We start from the raw sequence: 13,560 nt of genomic DNA, 5'->3' as shown, positions 1-13,560 counted from the left end.
AGGCGAAGCGTTCAGAGCCCGGCGGTCTCGAGGAGCCGCAGCCACACCTCACTGACCGTCGGGTACGCGGGAACGGCGTGCCAGAGCCGCTCGAGCGGGACCTCCGCGGTGATCGCGATGGTGGCGGCGTGCAGCAGTTCCGCGACGTCGGGCCCGACGGCGGTGAAGCCGACGATGCGGTCGCCCTCCTCGTCGATCAGCATGCTCGCGCGTCCCGCGTAGCCGTCGGCGTGGAGCGAGGCGCCGGCGACCGCCGCGAGGTCGTACTCGATCACGCGCACGCGGAGCCCGGCACGCTCGGCACTGGCGACGGTGTGCCCGACCGACGCGATCTCGGGGTCGGTGAAGATGACCTGGGGGACGGCGCGGTGGTCTGCGGTCGGTGTGTGGCGACCCCACGGGCGGTCGTCCACGGGCGCACCTGTCGCGCGCGCGACGACGACGTCGCCGACGGCGCGCGCCTGGTACTTGCCCTGATGGGTGAGGAGCGCGCGGTGGTTGACGTCGCCGGCCGCGTAGAGCCAGCCGTCGTCGACCGGTCGGCCGTCAGCGCCCAGCACACGGAGCGTGTCGTCCACCGTGAGCCAGTCGCCCGGCGTGAGTCCCACCTGGTCGAGACCGATGTCGTCGCTGTTCGGGCGCCGGCCCGTCGCGACGAGGATCTCGTCGGCCTCGAGAGAGCGGCCGTCGGTGAAGGAGACGTGCACGACGCCGTCGCGGCTGACGGCCGACGGGCCGTCGCCCACGAGGACCTCGACGCCGTCCTGCCGGAGCGAGGCGACGACGTGGTCGGCCGCATAGGGCTCCACGTTCGGGAGGACGCCGTCCCGCGCGACCACGGTCACGGTGGACCCGAGCGCGCTGAAGGCCGTCGCCATCTCCATGCCGACGACACCGCCGCCGACGATGACGAGCCGGTCCGGAACCCGGCTGGTCGAGACCGCCTCGCGGCTCGTCCAGGGTTCAGCATCCGCGAGACCCGGGATGGCCGGGACGATGGCGCTCGTGCCGGTCGCGACCACGACGGCGTGGCGGGCGGTGAGCTCGACCGTCGCGCCGTCGCCGGCCGTCACGGTGACCGTCTTCCGTCCGGTGATGCGACCGTGACCTCGGACGAGGGAGATCCCGACCTGGTCGAGCCAGCCCACCTGACCGTCGTCCTGCCAGTTCGAGGCGAAGCGATCGCGGCGGGCGAAGACGGCGGCGGGGTCGAGCCCGCCGGTGATCGCGGCGGCGGCACCCGGAAGGCGTCGAGCGGCGCGCAGCGCGGCCGCGTCGCGGAGGAGCGCCTTCGTCGGCATGCACGCCCAGTAGGAGCACTCGCCTCCCACGAGCTCGGACTCGACGATGGCGGCGGTGAGCCCGCCCCGGACGACCCGATCCGCGACGTTCTCTCCGACCGGGCCGGCGCCGATGACGATGACGTCGTACTCGCTCATCGGGTGGCCGCCTTCGCAGAGCGGTTCAGCCGGAGGGCGGAGATCAGGAAGAAGATGCCGCCGAGCGTCGCGTATCCGGCGAGGCTCGCGAGCGACGCCGACGGGCCGCTCGACATCAGGATGAAGCCCGAGCCCGCGAAGACCGAGATGCCTCCGCTCAGGATCATCGGCCACTGCCCGCCGAGCGACCGGCGCGTGATGCCGACGACGAGCTGGACGGCTCCAGCGGTGATCGCCCAGGCGCCCCACACCACGAGGACCGCGGCCAGGCCGGAGGTGACCGCGAGCGTGAGGCCGATGGCCGCGAGCAGACTGAGCGCCATGTTCACGTAGAGCAAGGGCGTCGGGCGGGTGGCGCGCGACGTGCGGTAGTCGATGACGGCGGCGAGGAGGTCGAACACGGGATAGAGGACGAGGAGCGCGATGCTCAGCGGGTTGAGCGTCGACGCGGTGACGGCGACGAGAATCGCCCACACGATCGCGAAGCCGAAGCGTGTGACGTAGAGGTTGCGGAGGGCGACGGCGATGGGCCGCCGTCCGGAGAGGGTGTCGGTCATGGATGTTCCTGTCTGTGTGATCGAGGTAGAATGACTAGTCACTCTACACGGCTCGACGATAGCGTCGAGCCGCGCGATGCACAAGACCGACAGGAGGCGCTTATGATCGGGGCCGTGAAGGTGTCGATGCGGGAACAGTTGATCGAGGCGGCGACCGAGCTCTTCTACGCCGAGGGTCTCCGAGCTGTGAGCGTCGAGAAGGTGATCGAGCGGGCGGGTACCACGAAGGTCACGTTCTACCGGCACTTCAAGAGCAAGGACGATCTCGTCGTCGCCCACCTCGACCGCCGCGCACAGCTCGAGCGCGAGGGTATCTCTGCGGCGATCGAGCACGCGGACGGCGACGCGGACCGGGCCTTCCAGCTCATCTCGGAGGCGCTCGGGACGATGGCGTGCGAGCCCGGGTTCCGGGGCTGCCCGTTCATCAACGCGGCCGCCGAGTACCCGGACCCGGAGAGCGCGGTGCGTCAGACGGTCGACGAGCACCGCGCCTGGTGCAAGTCGGCGTTCGCCGAGATCGTCGCACCGCTGCAGCTCGAGGACCCGGCAGCCGTCGCAGACGACCTCATGCTGATCCGCGACGGTGCGATGGTGGCGGGGTACCTCGACGACCGCGACACTCTCGCCGCGTCGTTCCTCCGCAGCTGCCGTGCCCTCACTCGCGCCTGATCGCCGGGGCTAAGCGGTCGGCGACTGCTTCTTCTCGTCGGGGTCGTTCGGCGTCCAGCCGTACCAGCCGTCCTTCGTCGGTGCCACGGTCCAGTCGCCGCACGCGAACACGCGATCGGTCTTGAAGACGTTCGGCGCTCCCTCGATCGAGAAGGCGGGTGCGGATTCCCGATCGACCTCGGTGCACAGGGCGGCGTCGAGGTCCGCGGCACTGTCGAGCAGAAGGACCGCGACCTTCCCATCCGTCGACTCGTGCGTGCGGATGTCGGTCGCGTCCGACGGCACCCATGGCGCGTTCCCGTCCCAGTCCTCGAGCGCGGTGACGTCGGCGTACTCGCCGGTCTTCTCCTTCTGAAGGATGGTGCTCACGGCACTGCAGCCGGTGAGTGCGGTGACGGCGATCAGGGTCAGAGCGAGAGTGGCGACGGTGCATCGGGGTGTGGTGTTCATGCCTCAAGAGTCCCCCGCGGGCCGACCGGACCGCGTCCGCCCGACGTCGTTCGGTCGTCACCCCGGCGGATGATCCGGAGTGCATCTGCCGAGCGGTATGCGGGCGTCGCTAGAGTCGCGACCATGACAGCTCGAATGGCGACGGTGGGCAGTGTCGCGGCCACTGCAGCGGCTTCCGTGCTCCTGCTCGCCGGTTGTTCGGTGGGTCCGGGGACCGAGGGGACGAGGGAGGTCGTGCACCTCGGCGTCCGCGCGATCCCCGTCACGACCTCCGACGACATGGACGACTTCGCCCTCGCGGCCTCACGGGTGAACCGCGGCGGAACCCTCATCGACGTCGACGTCGTCGAGGGGGCGAAGCGCGGAGACGTGATCGGGACGTTGTACTACCAGGTCGGCGTCCCGCGGGCCGAGTTCATGGGGGCGGCGACGGGCGAGCAGCTCTACGCGTGTTACAGCGTCGATTTCGACTTCTGGGGCCCGCGTGGCGACTTCGCCCACTACAGCTACCTGCACGAGTATCCCTGCCCGACCGAGGGGCCGATCCCAGCGGTCGACCTGGAGACCGACGACGGGAAGGAGACCCGGATCGTCCCCGCATCGAACGCGGCCGAGGCCGCCATCGAGGTGTTGCAGCAGCTTCCCGGCGAGCCGGGAGAGCCCCCGCTGATCAGCGAGGCCATCTCCGCGCTCTTCAACGCCTCCGGCTCCACGTCCTGGCTTCCCGTCGAGAACGCCCCGCCTCGAGTGGTGGTGAACGGCGGTGACGTCGGCGTCGCCATCGGCGACGAGAACGAATGCGTCCTGGTTGCGCGCGTCGGTGGAGTGACCGAGCAGAAGGCGATCGCACCCGTGAAGCTGCAGCCGGGTGAACTCGGCTGTGCGCCGGAGTCCGCGCTCGCGAGCGACGAGGCCCGCTCGAGCCCGCACTGATCGGTACACCGCTGTTGACGTCCGCATGCGCGAACCGCTAACGTCTCAAGGCTGCGCACTCGCGCGGCATGCCACCCGAGAGGAACGATCACGATGAGCGAGCTCTGCACCCCGCAGCGCAACCAGCGTGACCTGCCGTTCGCCGAATTGCTTCAGCTGAAGCAGCTCGATGAGCGCTGCTCGTCGTTCCCTCCGGTCGAGGCCCACTAGACGCATCGCGTCTGTACAGCCCCGAACCGCACAGGTCCGGGGCTTTTCTCTTCGTCGTGAGGTGGGGAGACTGCACCCGGACGGGTTGCTCTCCCGCGGACCGGCCGCTCGCCGGTCCGCACGACACGAAGGAAAGAAAGGACATGGAGAAGATCTCCTCGCGGCTGCTGTCGTGGGCGAGCCTCATCGACGACAAGACCGTCGAGCAGGCACGCACCTCGTCGCAGATGCCGTTCATCCACCCGCACATCGCGCTCATGCCGGACGCCCACCTGGGCCTCGGCGCGACGGTCGGGTCCGTCATCCCCACGCTCGGCGCCATCATGCCGGCGGCCGTCGGCGTCGACATCGGCTGCGGCATGATCGCCGTGCGCACGCAGTTCACGAAGGACGAGCTGCTCGCGCGTAACGGCGGTGCGCTCTCGGGGCTCCGCGAGCAGATCGAGCGCTCGGTCCCGCTCTCGGCGGGCCGCGACAACAAGCGGATCACGGAGACGGCGCAGCCGCGCATCGCCGAGCTGGAGGCGCTCGCCGAGGAGGCCGGCTTCGATCCCGGCTCCTACGTGAAGGCGTGGCGGAACCAGCTGGGCTCCCTCGGGAGCGGCAACCACTTCATCGAGGTCTCGGTCGATGAGACGGACGCGGTGTGGATGTTCCTGCACTCGGGCAGTCGGGGGATCGGCAACAGGATCGCCCAGCACCACATCAAAGTCGCCCAGCGGCTCGCGAAGCAGTTGTGGATCGACCTGCCGCACCCGGACCTCGCATACCTCGCGGAGGGACAGCCCGAGTTCACCCGGTACATCCGCGAGCTGCGGTGGGCTCAGCGGTTCGCTCTGCTCAACCGGGAGGAGATGATGGATCGCGTCGCCGACCAGGTGAGCCGGTGGATGGGGGAGCCCGTCGTCGAGGCGGAGCGCATCAACTGCCACCACAACTTCACGGAGAGCGAGCGGCACTTCGGGAAGCAGGTGTGGGTGTCGCGGAAGGGCGCGATCCAGGCGGACGAGGGCCGGCCCGGGCTCATCCCCGGATCGATGGGCACCGCGTCGTACGTCGTCGAGGGGCTCGGGAACCCGCTGTCCCTCAACTCGTCTCCGCACGGCGCCGGTCGGGAGTACTCGCGGTCGGCGGCGCGGAAGACGTTCACTCGGGAGCAGTTGCGGGAGGCGATGCAGGGCATCGAGTTCCGTGACACCGACGCGTTCCTCGATGAGATCCCGCAGGCGTACAAGCCGATCGACCGGGTGATGGCCGACGCGGCCGACCTCGTGTCGGTGCGGCACACGCTGCGTCAGCTCGTCAACGTGAAGGGCGACTGACCGTCGGTCCCTGAGCTCGTCGACCCTTCGACAGGCTCAGGGACCGGCCTTCGCGGTGCGACGTCGCCGAGCCGCGAATCCCGCGGCATTGATCGCGACGATCGCCGGCATCGTGATGAAGAGGCCGAGCAGCCCGCCGATCGTCGTGATCGCGACGTTCACGACGAGGGTCGCGATCACGAGCACGACCATGACGGCGAGGAACCCGCGCCGACCCGTCACCGCGAAGGCGAGCGCGGCGGCGATGAGCGCGACCCAGCGGGTGATCGGCTCGGCGAGAGTCCACGGGTACGGCACGTCGTAGATGGACAGGAACGCCGCGATGAGAAGCAGCCCACCACCGACCGCGATGAGAGCGGGGCTCGGCGCGCGAGGCACGATCACCCAGTACGGGAATTCGTCTGCGGGACTCGGACGTCCGGGCTGCTCCTCGTCGAACACGATGTAGCCGTCCGGGACCGTCGTCCCGGCACTCGTCCGGGAGAGCAGGACGTTGCGCGCCTCGACAGCCTCACGGAACGCTTCCGCACTTCCGCCCTCGACGTCGGGATGCGTGCGACGAGCGCGCGCCGCGAAAGCGTTCGTCACCTCATGGGGCGACGCATCGACGTCGATGCCGAGCACCTCCGCAGCGCGTTCAGGGCTCACCTCGTCAGGCTACGTCCGATCACGCCCGGATGGGGAGGGTGGCGGAACCGGCGCAGAGGCGCTCGCGTCAGCCCCGCGGTCAGCGGTGGGGATTCGTGGCGGCGCCGTCGAGCCAGAGGTCGGTCGACGCGTCGCTGTGGGCGCCGACGGTGCCCACATGCTTGTCGGAGATCGTCGGTCCGTTCTTGATCACGTTGTAGAGCGCCATCGCGTGGCCGCGCCGAGGCCGTAGTCCTCCGCGAGCCACTCGAGCACCGCCGCGGCCTTCGTGTCGGGCCCGGCGATGCCGCGCTCGGCGCCCTTCGCGATGAGCTCGCGCGGGGTCAGCCCCGTCTTCTTCTCGATCGTGTCGAGGTACGCCTGGAAGGACATCGGCCTTCTCCTCACCGCCCGTCGTGCGCGACGGGACGTTCGCTGGTCATGACCATCGTCATGCTACGGGCGACGTGCCGCCGCGCGCAGCGTCCGTCCACGTGGCACGACGGCCGCGTCGGTCACCCCATCTGACGCTGCGCCACGAGGGGGCACTCGAAGGGGTCGCGCTCGCCGAGTCCGACACGGTTGATGTAGCGGATCACGATCCCGTACGACGTGAACAGCCCGACCGACATGTACGGCACGTCGTGTGATCGGCAGTACTCCTGCACGATCGCGGCCGCGCGGCGCAGGTGCGGCCGCGGCATCGACGGGAACAGGTGATGCTCGATCTGGTAGTTCAGCCCGCCCATCGCGATGTCGATGAGGCGGCCGCCGCGGATGTTCCGGCTCGTGCTCGCCTGGCGGCGGAGGAAGTCGAGGCGAGCGTTCTTCGGCACGATCGGCATGCCCTTGTGGTTGGGGGCGAACGAGGCTCCCATGTAGAAGCCGAAGACGCCGAGCTGCACGGCGAGGAACGCCGCCGCGATGCCCGGCGACAGCACGAGGAAGACGAGCAGGGGGAACCCGATCAGCCGGACCGTGAGCATCGCGATCTCCCACCAGCGGTGTTCCACGGGCTCGCGGGCCAACACGCGCCGCACGCTCGATGCGTGCAGCGAGACGCCCTCGAGCAGCAGGATCGGGAAGAAGAACGCGCCCTGGTGCGCCATGATCCATCGGGTCACCGGGTTGCGGCCCCGACGCGCGCGATCGGGCGTCACCGCGATGACGGGGAGATCGATGTCCGGGTCGGCGCCGAGCTTGTTCGGATTCGCGTGGTGGCGGGAGTGCTTGTGCCGCCACCAGCCGTAACTCATGCCGACGATCAGATCGCCCACGATGAGACTCGCCCAGTCGTTCGCACGGCCGGAGACGAAAATCTGCTTGTGCGCGGCGTCGTGACCGAGGAATGCGACCTGCGCGAACAAGACGCCGAAGACCGCGGCCGTGCCGAGCTGCCACCAGGAGTCACCGATCCAGGTGAACGCCACGAGCGCCGCGACCACCACGAGCGGCAGCCCGATGAGTTTGGCCCAGTAGTACCCGTATCGCCGACGGAGGAGCCCGGCCGAGCGGATCTGCTCGGCGAGCGCCGTGTAGTCGCTCACTCCGCGCGAGCCCCGCTCGCGCCCGGTTGTCCGGATCACCGCATCCGTCATCTCGCACCCCTGCCATGTGAAGAACTCCCGGGGTCTGGGGGAGAAAGGATTCCAGTACACGCCTCGCAGGATCATGGTCGGTAGACCTTGCGATGACGGCGTCGGTGTGCGCTGGCCCGCCTCCGGGGGTGGTCGCCGACCAGACGACGGATCGTCAGTGCGGCCGTGCCGCAACCGCTCTAGAGCATCAACCGGCGGGACCACAGGCCCTACGCGAAGGCGTCTGCGGCGTCCTATGCTCCCACTATCCGCCGTGCAGCTGCTTGCTCCTCAGGCGTGCGGCGTCGGTCCGGAGGGGACCGACGCCGTCGACCGAGCGGCCACAGACCGACGAATAGGAGAGCCGGCTATGCCAACGATCTTGCTCCGGGAGGCCCAGACCGGGCGTCTGGCCTCGATCAATCTGGCGGCGATCGCTTACGTCACCGCGGTGAGAAGCGAGGGCGCGCTGAACGGGAGTGAATCGGCTATCGCTCTCGTCATCACATTCCTCGGCGACCGTCACGAGGTCCGGTATGTCCCCATCGACGACGAGGGGGAAGAAGACCCGGGGGTGGAGACGGCCGACATGGCGGTGGCCCAGTTCGACCTCGCGGTTTTCGCCGCCGAACGGTGACGGGTTCGCCGAACCCGTTCGTCGACGGTGACGCGGCGAGGGAGGACGACGTCGGCATCAGCCTCCGTCGAGGCCCATCGGATCACCGACTTCTTCGAGAGCGCGGTCACCGCGTCCTCTCCCTCCGTGACATCTGGTGGGGGTCACTCCTCACCCTGCCGCTCAGTGGCCGTGCGGGTCCAACTGGTTGAGGGTCGCGACGACGGTGTCGTAGTCGCCGCGGGCCTCGCCGTACCGCAGGAACTTGACGTTCTCCACCTGGATCTCCGTCGCGTCCGGCTGGCTCTCGATGAGGTGCATCACCTCGTCGATGAAGTCCTCGAGCGGCATCGCGAAGTCGCTCTCGGCCTGACCGGGCATGAGGTCGGTGCGGACCGACGGCGGTTCGAGCTCGAGCACCCGAACGCTTGTCCCCCGGAGTTGCAATCGGATGGACTCGCTCAGCATGTGGATGGCGGCCTTCGAAGCGTTGTAGGTCGGAGTGATCTGCAGCGGCGCGAACGCGAGCCCCGACGAGACCGTCACGATCGTCGCGTCCGGTCGGTTCTGGAGCTGCTCGATGAATGCGGCGATGAGTCGGACCGGTCCGAGGACGTTCGTCGTGACGATCTGCTCCGCCGTCTCGAGGAAGCCGTCGGCGCGCGTCCAGTCCTCGGCGCGCATGATGCCCGCCATCGGGATGAGGACGTTGACCTCGGGGTGCTCCGCGATGACCTGTCGGGAGACGGTCGCGATGCTCTCCGGGTCGCTTGTGTCGATGCGATACGCATGCATGCCGGGGTTCTCGGCCGTGATCCGGTCGAGCAGTTCCGTGCGTCGACCGCCGATGATGATCTCGTTGCCCCTCTCTCGCAAGGCGATGGCCAGTGCGAGGCCGATGCCGCTCGTCGCTCCGGGGATGAAGATGGTGTTTCCGCTGATGTTCATGATCCGAGCCTCGCCCGTCGTCGGAGTCGCTTCAAGGGAGCGCATGTCGGGGGATCGGCGGTCCCTGGTTGCCTCGCCGAGGGCGGGGGATACTTCAGTCGTGGACCGTGACGCTCTCGCCGAATTCCTGCTCCGACACCGCGACGGACTGCGCCCGGAGGACGTGGGCCTCCGCGCGGGCCCGCGGCGCCGCGCGCCGGGGCTCCGCCGAGAGGAGGTCGCGCAACTGGCCGCGATGTCCACCGACTACTACACGCGGCTCGAGCAGCGCCGGGGTCCGCAACCGAGCACGCAGATGCTCGCCTCGATCGCCCGGGCCCTGCGGCTCAGCCCGGACGAACGCGACTACCTCTTCCGTGTCGCCGGTCACAGCGCCCCGGACCGCGCGGCGACGACCGACTACGTGGCCCCGGCCCTCCTCCGCGTGCTCGACCGGCTCGTCGACACCCCGGCCCTGATTCTCAACCTCCTCGGCGAGACCCTCGTGCAGAACGATGTCGCACGTGCGCTCTTCGGAGACGAGAGCCACCTGACGGGACTCGAGCGCAGTTCCGTGTACCGCTGGTTCCTCGATCCCGAGCGGGAACGGGCCCACTACCCGGAGGACGATCACGACCGGCAGAGCCGTGCGAACGTCTCGTCGCTCCGGGCCGCCTACGGCGCGATGGGCGCGCAGTCCCGTGCAGGTGAACTCGTGCGGGAGCTGCTCCGCCGGTCCCCGGAGTTCACGGCCATCTGGGAGACCCAGGAGGTGCGGCGCCGATTCGAGGACCACAAGGTGCTCCTCCACCCGGAGGTCGGTGCGATCGAGGTCGACTGCCAGGCGCTGCACACGGAGGACGAGTCGCAGGTCCTGCTCGTGCTCACCGCCGCGCCGCGCTCCGAGTCGGAGGACAAGCTCAAGCTCCTCGCGGTGCTCGGCACCCAGCGGTTCGCGGATCGTCCCGCCGGCCGCTGACCACGGATTGGCCTCGTGAGGCCTGCGACGATGGAGGCATGACCCGCGCCTCGTCCCGTCCGATCCTCCTCGCCCTCGCCCTCGACGTCATCGCGGTCGTGGTGTTCGCGGCTCTCGGCCGGGCGACGCACGACGGCGACGTACTCGGGCCGGGCGGGCTCGGTCTCGCGGAGACGTCCTGGCCGTTCCTCGTCGCGCTCGCGCTGGGATGGGGCGTCTCGCTCGCATGGCGTCGACCGCTCGCCCCCGTCCGGACCGGGATCCCGGTCTGGCTCGTCACGGTCGTCGGGGGGATGCTGCTCCGCGCCGCGACCGGTCAGGGGACGCCGTTCGCCTTCGTCATCGTGACGACCATCGTGCTCGGGCTGGTGCTGGTCGGGTGGCGCGTCGTCGCCACGGTGGTCGCGCGCCGGCTGGTGCCCGACCGTCAGTGATCGCGGTTCGTGCCGATGTGGCCGAGGTGCGTGTGGGTGAACGCGTCGGGCCGCTTCAGGCCGTATCCGAGCGTGCGGTCGACGGCGACGTGGAAGGCCCACGAGACCGCCGCGAGCATCGACCAGAGACCGACGGTCGGGGCCGGCGACCAGGCGATGATCGCGATCCCCGCGAGGATCGCCGGCCAGACGTAGGTGTGCACGGCGTTGTATGCCGCGGCACCCACTCGCGGTGACCGCAGGTAGCCGAGCTGTGACAGGTCGAAGAGCAGGAAGGCCGCGAGCGGCACCCACCACCGGTCAGGGGCGAGGGCGAGCAGCGCGACGATCGAGAGCGCGATGATGAGTCCCCCCTCGAGTCGCTGCACGAGCTCCGGGTTGGTGAGGCGAGGGGAGTCGGCGGGTGCGGCGGGGTGCGACGAGGCGGTGGCGGGGTCCGGTGTGAGCGTCATGGCGGCTATGCTCGCTCGCTTGCAAGCTAATGTCAATAGCCGTTGGTTAACTAAGCTTCAAGTCGAGACGACGTGCCCTCGACGGGCGCGACTGAAAGGACACCCATGCCGAGAGCCGGATTGACGGAAGACACCGTCGTCGAGCGCGCCGCTGAACTCCTCGAGCGGAATCCGTCGACCGATCTCACGCTCGCGGCCGTCGCCGAGAGCCTCGGCGTCCGCACGCCGTCGCTGTACAAGCACGTCGATGGACTCCCCGGCCTGCGACGCGGCATGATGCTCCGCGCGAAGAGGAGCCTCGGCACCGCCTTGGCGCGCTCGACGATCGGGCGGTCCCGCGACGATGCGGTACGGAGCCTCGCTGCGGCCTACCGCAGCTGGGCGCTCGAGAATCCAGTCCAGTACGGGCTGACCGTGAGCGCCCCCGAACCGGAGGACGCCGACGATCGGGCTGCGAGCGAGGCGGCTCTCGAGGTACTGCTCGCAGTGCTCGCGGGCTACGACCTCCGCGACGACGACGCCATCGACGCCGCCCGGTTCCTCCGCTCCGCCCTCCATGGTTTCGTGAGCCTCGAGACGACGGGCGCCTTCCGGCTCTCTGCCGACCTCGAGCGGAGCTACCGGAAGCTCATCGAGAGCGTCGTCGTCTCGCTCGCGAGTTGGAGCCGGTCCTGACACTCACGGTGAGGCGGCGGGATCAGTACCAGTTGTTGGCCTGCGAGTGCGACCAGGCGGAGCACGGCGAACCGTAGGCGCGGTCGATGTAGGACAGGCCCCAGGCGATCTGCGTGGAGGCGTTGGTCCGCCAGTCCGAGCCGATCGTCGCCATCTTGCTGCCGGGAAGCGACTGCGGGATCCCGTAAGCACCGCTCGACGCGTTCTCGGCCGTGTAGGACCAGCCGGATTCCTTCTGCCAGAGCTTGCTGAGGCAGGAGAACTCGCCGTCACCCCAGCCGTAATCGGAAGCGGCCATGGTGCGCGCCGTGGCTTTCGCGCCCTCGGGGGTGTTGGCCTCGGCGCGGGCCTTCGCCTCCGCGGCTGCCGTCGCTTCCGCAGCCTTCTGCTCGTCGAACTCCTGGGCGGCGGCCTGGGTGTCGTTCATGACGTCGACGACCTGACGGGTGAGGTCGACGACCGTCTCCGAATCGAGCGATTCGTAGGCGCCGAGCTGGTCCATGGTCGCCGTGAGGGTCGTCGCGTCGACCTTGCCCTCGACGTCGGCGGCGACGACCGCGGCGGTCTCGAGGACCTCGACGGCCTTGTCCTCGGCGTGCGCGGTCGCGACACCGCTGTAGACGCCGAGGTGGTCGGACTGGAGGCCGCTCGTCGCGTCGAGCTGCGCGGTCGAAGCGGCGAGCTGTTCACTCATGGCCCGATCGGAGATCGCGAAGCCGGAGCCGGCGGCGAGGCCCACGACGGCGACGGTCGCCGCGACGGCGAAGCGGTTGCGGCGCGAGGTCTTCCGGGTCGCGCGGCGGGCGGCGCGGGTCACGGGAGGGAGTGGGGAGAGCATGGTGGTGCGGGGGGTTTCGTGGCGCATGCGTTACGTGTGTGTCTTCTCGGTCGGGGAACGAGGGGGTGCGGGCGAGTCGGGCTCGCGGCGTCGGACCGTGCTCGTTCCGGACTTCTCGGTTCGGAGTGCGTATGGAGTACTGCGTGTCGGGTATTCGTCGGCCCGGGAGCGTGAGGACGGACAGGTCACGTCGTCGGCGACCTCGCGATGATCGGGTGATCGAGCGCGGTCGAACGGCCCCGCCGGGCACAAGTCAGCAAGCCTGCGGGGTCAACCTGGCAGAACCCGGGTCAGAACCTGGCAAGAACCTGAGTGAACCGGCGCGGCGGGCGAGGGAGAGGCTCTTTGGAGCCACCTCGCCTCAATTGCGGTCGAGGGTTCCGATGTGGTCGCCCGCGGCGTTCCGGATGATGATCGCGTCGCCATCGAGTTCCACCGTCCGCAGCGCGCGCAGCCAGGTGTCGACGCCGACACACGCCCTGAGTGTGCTCATGAAGGGCTTGACGGTGATGGTCGCTCCGTCGACCGTGTAGGTCGACGAGATCCCGTTGCATCCGTCCGTGCCCGTGACCTTGCCTCCGTCGAAGACGAGGTGCGGTTGCTCCGTGGCGGTCGATCCCCACGTGCCGACGATCGCCTCCGCTGGGTCTGCATCGGCTCCCGAACTGCCCGCAGTCGATCCGTTGGCGCACGCGGCGAAGAGGGAAGCGGAGGCGGCGAGGAGGGCAAAAGCGGCGGCCAGGCGTCCGTTTCGGCGCGAAGTGGAGGGGGCTTGTCCGGACATGGTCCAAACTTTATCGGAAGACCCTCTTAAGAGGGTGTGATTCCTCTGGGTATCTCGATACCGTCGGAGGC

Annotated in this window: 16 protein-coding genes and 1 pseudogene; 7 read left to right on the top strand and 10 right to left on the bottom strand. The window is 69.3% G+C overall.

The genetic code is table 11. The features are described 5' to 3' along the window. Window positions 1–11 precede the first annotated feature (11 nt). Together ELQ90_RS00255 and ELQ90_RS00250 are read right to left on the bottom strand one after the other, a co-directional pair. Window positions 12–1,439, bottom strand: a complete 1,428-nt coding sequence (locus ELQ90_RS00255) for a dihydrolipoyl dehydrogenase family protein (RefSeq protein ID WP_128493279.1) — start codon at window positions 1,437–1,439, stop codon at window positions 12–14. Further along, entirely contained in the window at window positions 1,436–1,996 is a 561-nt protein-coding gene (locus ELQ90_RS00250; protein WP_128493278.1) for a hypothetical protein, read from the bottom strand. The genes ELQ90_RS00255 and ELQ90_RS00250 overlap by 4 nt, the downstream gene beginning before the upstream one ends. A gap of 126 nt (window positions 1,997–2,122) precedes the next feature. Here ELQ90_RS00250 and ELQ90_RS00245 point away from each other — a divergent pair, with 126 nt between their 5' ends. Beyond that, on the top strand, window positions 2,123–2,665 hold the full coding sequence (locus ELQ90_RS00245; RefSeq protein ID WP_243695936.1) for a TetR/AcrR family transcriptional regulator: 543 nt from the start codon (window positions 2,123–2,125) through the stop codon (window positions 2,663–2,665). A 9-nt stretch (window positions 2,666–2,674) separates the two neighbouring features. Here ELQ90_RS00245 and ELQ90_RS00240 read toward each other — a convergent pair whose 3' ends face one another. After that, window positions 2,675–3,115 (bottom strand): hypothetical protein, encoded by a 441-nt coding sequence (locus ELQ90_RS00240; protein WP_128493276.1) that lies wholly within the window; start codon window positions 3,113–3,115, stop codon window positions 2,675–2,677. Between the two features lie 123 nt (window positions 3,116–3,238). Here ELQ90_RS00240 and ELQ90_RS00235 point away from each other — a divergent pair, with 123 nt between their 5' ends. Both ELQ90_RS00235 and ELQ90_RS00230 read left to right on the top strand, forming a co-directional pair. Continuing rightward, on the top strand, window positions 3,239–4,048 hold the full coding sequence (locus tag ELQ90_RS00235) for a hypothetical protein (RefSeq protein WP_128493275.1): 810 nt from the start codon (window positions 3,239–3,241) through the stop codon (window positions 4,046–4,048). Window positions 4,049–4,401: 353 nt separating this feature from the next. After that, window positions 4,402–5,580, top strand: a complete 1,179-nt coding sequence (locus ELQ90_RS00230) for an RtcB family protein (protein WP_128493274.1) — start codon at window positions 4,402–4,404, stop codon at window positions 5,578–5,580. A 36-nt stretch (window positions 5,581–5,616) separates the two neighbouring features. Here ELQ90_RS00230 and ELQ90_RS00225 read toward each other — a convergent pair whose 3' ends face one another. From ELQ90_RS00225 to ELQ90_RS00215, 3 genes and pseudogenes are all read right to left on the bottom strand, one after another. Next, complete coding sequence (locus ELQ90_RS00225; protein WP_128493273.1) at window positions 5,617–6,228, bottom strand: J domain-containing protein; 612 nt, start codon at window positions 6,226–6,228, stop codon at window positions 5,617–5,619. A gap of 79 nt (window positions 6,229–6,307) precedes the next feature. Further along, window positions 6,308–6,600: pseudogene (locus ELQ90_RS00220) on the bottom strand (DUF4287 domain-containing protein). A 122-nt stretch (window positions 6,601–6,722) separates the two neighbouring features. Then, on the bottom strand, window positions 6,723–7,805 hold the full coding sequence (locus ELQ90_RS00215; RefSeq protein ID WP_128493272.1) for a fatty acid desaturase family protein: 1,083 nt from the start codon (window positions 7,803–7,805) through the stop codon (window positions 6,723–6,725). Window positions 7,806–8,154: 349 nt separating this feature from the next. On the opposite strand from ELQ90_RS00215, the gene ELQ90_RS00210 reads away from it, so the two are divergent. Continuing rightward, a complete protein-coding gene (locus ELQ90_RS00210) occupies window positions 8,155–8,421 on the top strand; it encodes a hypothetical protein (RefSeq protein ID WP_128493271.1) in 267 nt (88 codons plus the stop codon). A gap of 162 nt (window positions 8,422–8,583) precedes the next feature. Here the strand turns inward: ELQ90_RS00210 and ELQ90_RS00205 are convergent, their stop codons facing one another. Then, window positions 8,584–9,348 carry an SDR family oxidoreductase gene (locus tag ELQ90_RS00205; protein WP_128493270.1) on the bottom strand — a complete coding sequence of 255 codons (765 nt, stop codon included), beginning with the start codon at window positions 9,346–9,348 and terminating at the stop codon, window positions 8,584–8,586. 100 nt (window positions 9,349–9,448) lie between these two features. On the opposite strand from ELQ90_RS00205, the gene ELQ90_RS00200 reads away from it, so the two are divergent. Both ELQ90_RS00200 and ELQ90_RS00195 read left to right on the top strand, forming a co-directional pair. Next, window positions 9,449–10,306: a helix-turn-helix transcriptional regulator gene (locus ELQ90_RS00200; protein ID WP_128493269.1), complete on the top strand. Its 858-nt coding sequence runs from the start codon at window positions 9,449–9,451 to the stop codon at window positions 10,304–10,306. Between the two features lie 38 nt (window positions 10,307–10,344). Next, entirely contained in the window at window positions 10,345–10,740 is a 396-nt protein-coding gene (locus tag ELQ90_RS00195) for a DUF3054 domain-containing protein (protein ID WP_128493268.1), read from the top strand. Here ELQ90_RS00195 and ELQ90_RS00190 read toward each other — a convergent pair. Further along, window positions 10,734–11,192, bottom strand: coding sequence for a DUF4260 domain-containing protein (locus ELQ90_RS00190; RefSeq protein WP_128493267.1), 459 nt, complete (start codon window positions 11,190–11,192; stop codon window positions 10,734–10,736). The two genes, ELQ90_RS00195 and ELQ90_RS00190, sit on opposite strands and share 7 nt — an antisense overlap. Window positions 11,193–11,297: 105 nt before the next feature. Between ELQ90_RS00190 and ELQ90_RS00185 the strand changes: the two genes are divergently transcribed. Next, window positions 11,298–11,867 carry a TetR/AcrR family transcriptional regulator gene (locus ELQ90_RS00185; protein WP_128493266.1) on the top strand — a complete coding sequence of 190 codons (570 nt, stop codon included), beginning with the start codon at window positions 11,298–11,300 and terminating at the stop codon, window positions 11,865–11,867. 22 nt (window positions 11,868–11,889) lie between these two features. Here ELQ90_RS00185 and ELQ90_RS00180 read toward each other — a convergent pair whose 3' ends face one another. Next, complete coding sequence (locus tag ELQ90_RS00180) at window positions 11,890–12,684, bottom strand: aggregation-promoting factor C-terminal-like domain-containing protein (protein WP_128493265.1); 795 nt, start codon at window positions 12,682–12,684, stop codon at window positions 11,890–11,892. A gap of 382 nt (window positions 12,685–13,066) precedes the next feature. Then, window positions 13,067–13,489, bottom strand: coding sequence for an META domain-containing protein (locus tag ELQ90_RS00175; RefSeq protein ID WP_128493264.1), 423 nt, complete (start codon window positions 13,487–13,489; stop codon window positions 13,067–13,069). Between the last annotated feature and the right edge of the window lie 71 nt (window positions 13,490–13,560).

The sequence above is a fragment of the Labedella phragmitis genome, from assembly GCF_004078635.1.
GTDB lineage: Bacteria > Actinomycetota > Actinomycetes > Actinomycetales > Microbacteriaceae > Labedella > Labedella phragmitis.
This window is presented reverse-complemented; position numbering and strand designations above follow the sequence as displayed.

Excerpts from the sequence above, each read along its gene's own strand:
- ELQ90_RS00255 (WP_128493279.1), bottom strand. The coding sequence starts at position 1,439 with ATGAGCGAGTACGACGTCATCGTCATCGGCGCCGGCCCGGTCGGAGAG.
- ELQ90_RS00250 (WP_128493278.1), bottom strand. The coding sequence starts at position 1,996 with ATGACCGACACCCTCTCCGGACGGCGGCCCATCGCCGTCGCCCTCCGC.
- ELQ90_RS00245 (WP_243695936.1), top strand. The coding sequence starts at position 2,123 with ATGCGGGAACAGTTGATCGAGGCGGCGACCGAGCTCTTCTACGCCGAG.
- ELQ90_RS00240 (WP_128493276.1), bottom strand. The coding sequence starts at position 3,115 with ATGAACACCACACCCCGATGCACCGTCGCCACTCTCGCTCTGACCCTG.
- ELQ90_RS00235 (WP_128493275.1), top strand. The coding sequence starts at position 3,239 with ATGACAGCTCGAATGGCGACGGTGGGCAGTGTCGCGGCCACTGCAGCG.
- ELQ90_RS00230 (WP_128493274.1), top strand. The coding sequence starts at position 4,402 with ATGGAGAAGATCTCCTCGCGGCTGCTGTCGTGGGCGAGCCTCATCGAC.
- ELQ90_RS00215 (WP_128493272.1), bottom strand. The coding sequence starts at position 7,805 with ATGACGGATGCGGTGATCCGGACAACCGGGCGCGAGCGGGGCTCGCGC.
- ELQ90_RS00210 (WP_128493271.1), top strand. The coding sequence starts at position 8,155 with ATGCCAACGATCTTGCTCCGGGAGGCCCAGACCGGGCGTCTGGCCTCG.
- ELQ90_RS00205 (WP_128493270.1), bottom strand. The coding sequence starts at position 9,348 with ATGAACATCAGCGGAAACACCATCTTCATCCCCGGAGCGACGAGCGGC.
- ELQ90_RS00195 (WP_128493268.1), top strand. The coding sequence starts at position 10,345 with ATGACCCGCGCCTCGTCCCGTCCGATCCTCCTCGCCCTCGCCCTCGAC.
- ELQ90_RS00190 (WP_128493267.1), bottom strand. The coding sequence starts at position 11,192 with ATGACGCTCACACCGGACCCCGCCACCGCCTCGTCGCACCCCGCCGCA.
- ELQ90_RS00185 (WP_128493266.1), top strand. The coding sequence starts at position 11,298 with ATGCCGAGAGCCGGATTGACGGAAGACACCGTCGTCGAGCGCGCCGCT.
- ELQ90_RS00175 (WP_128493264.1), bottom strand. The coding sequence starts at position 13,489 with ATGTCCGGACAAGCCCCCTCCACTTCGCGCCGAAACGGACGCCTGGCC.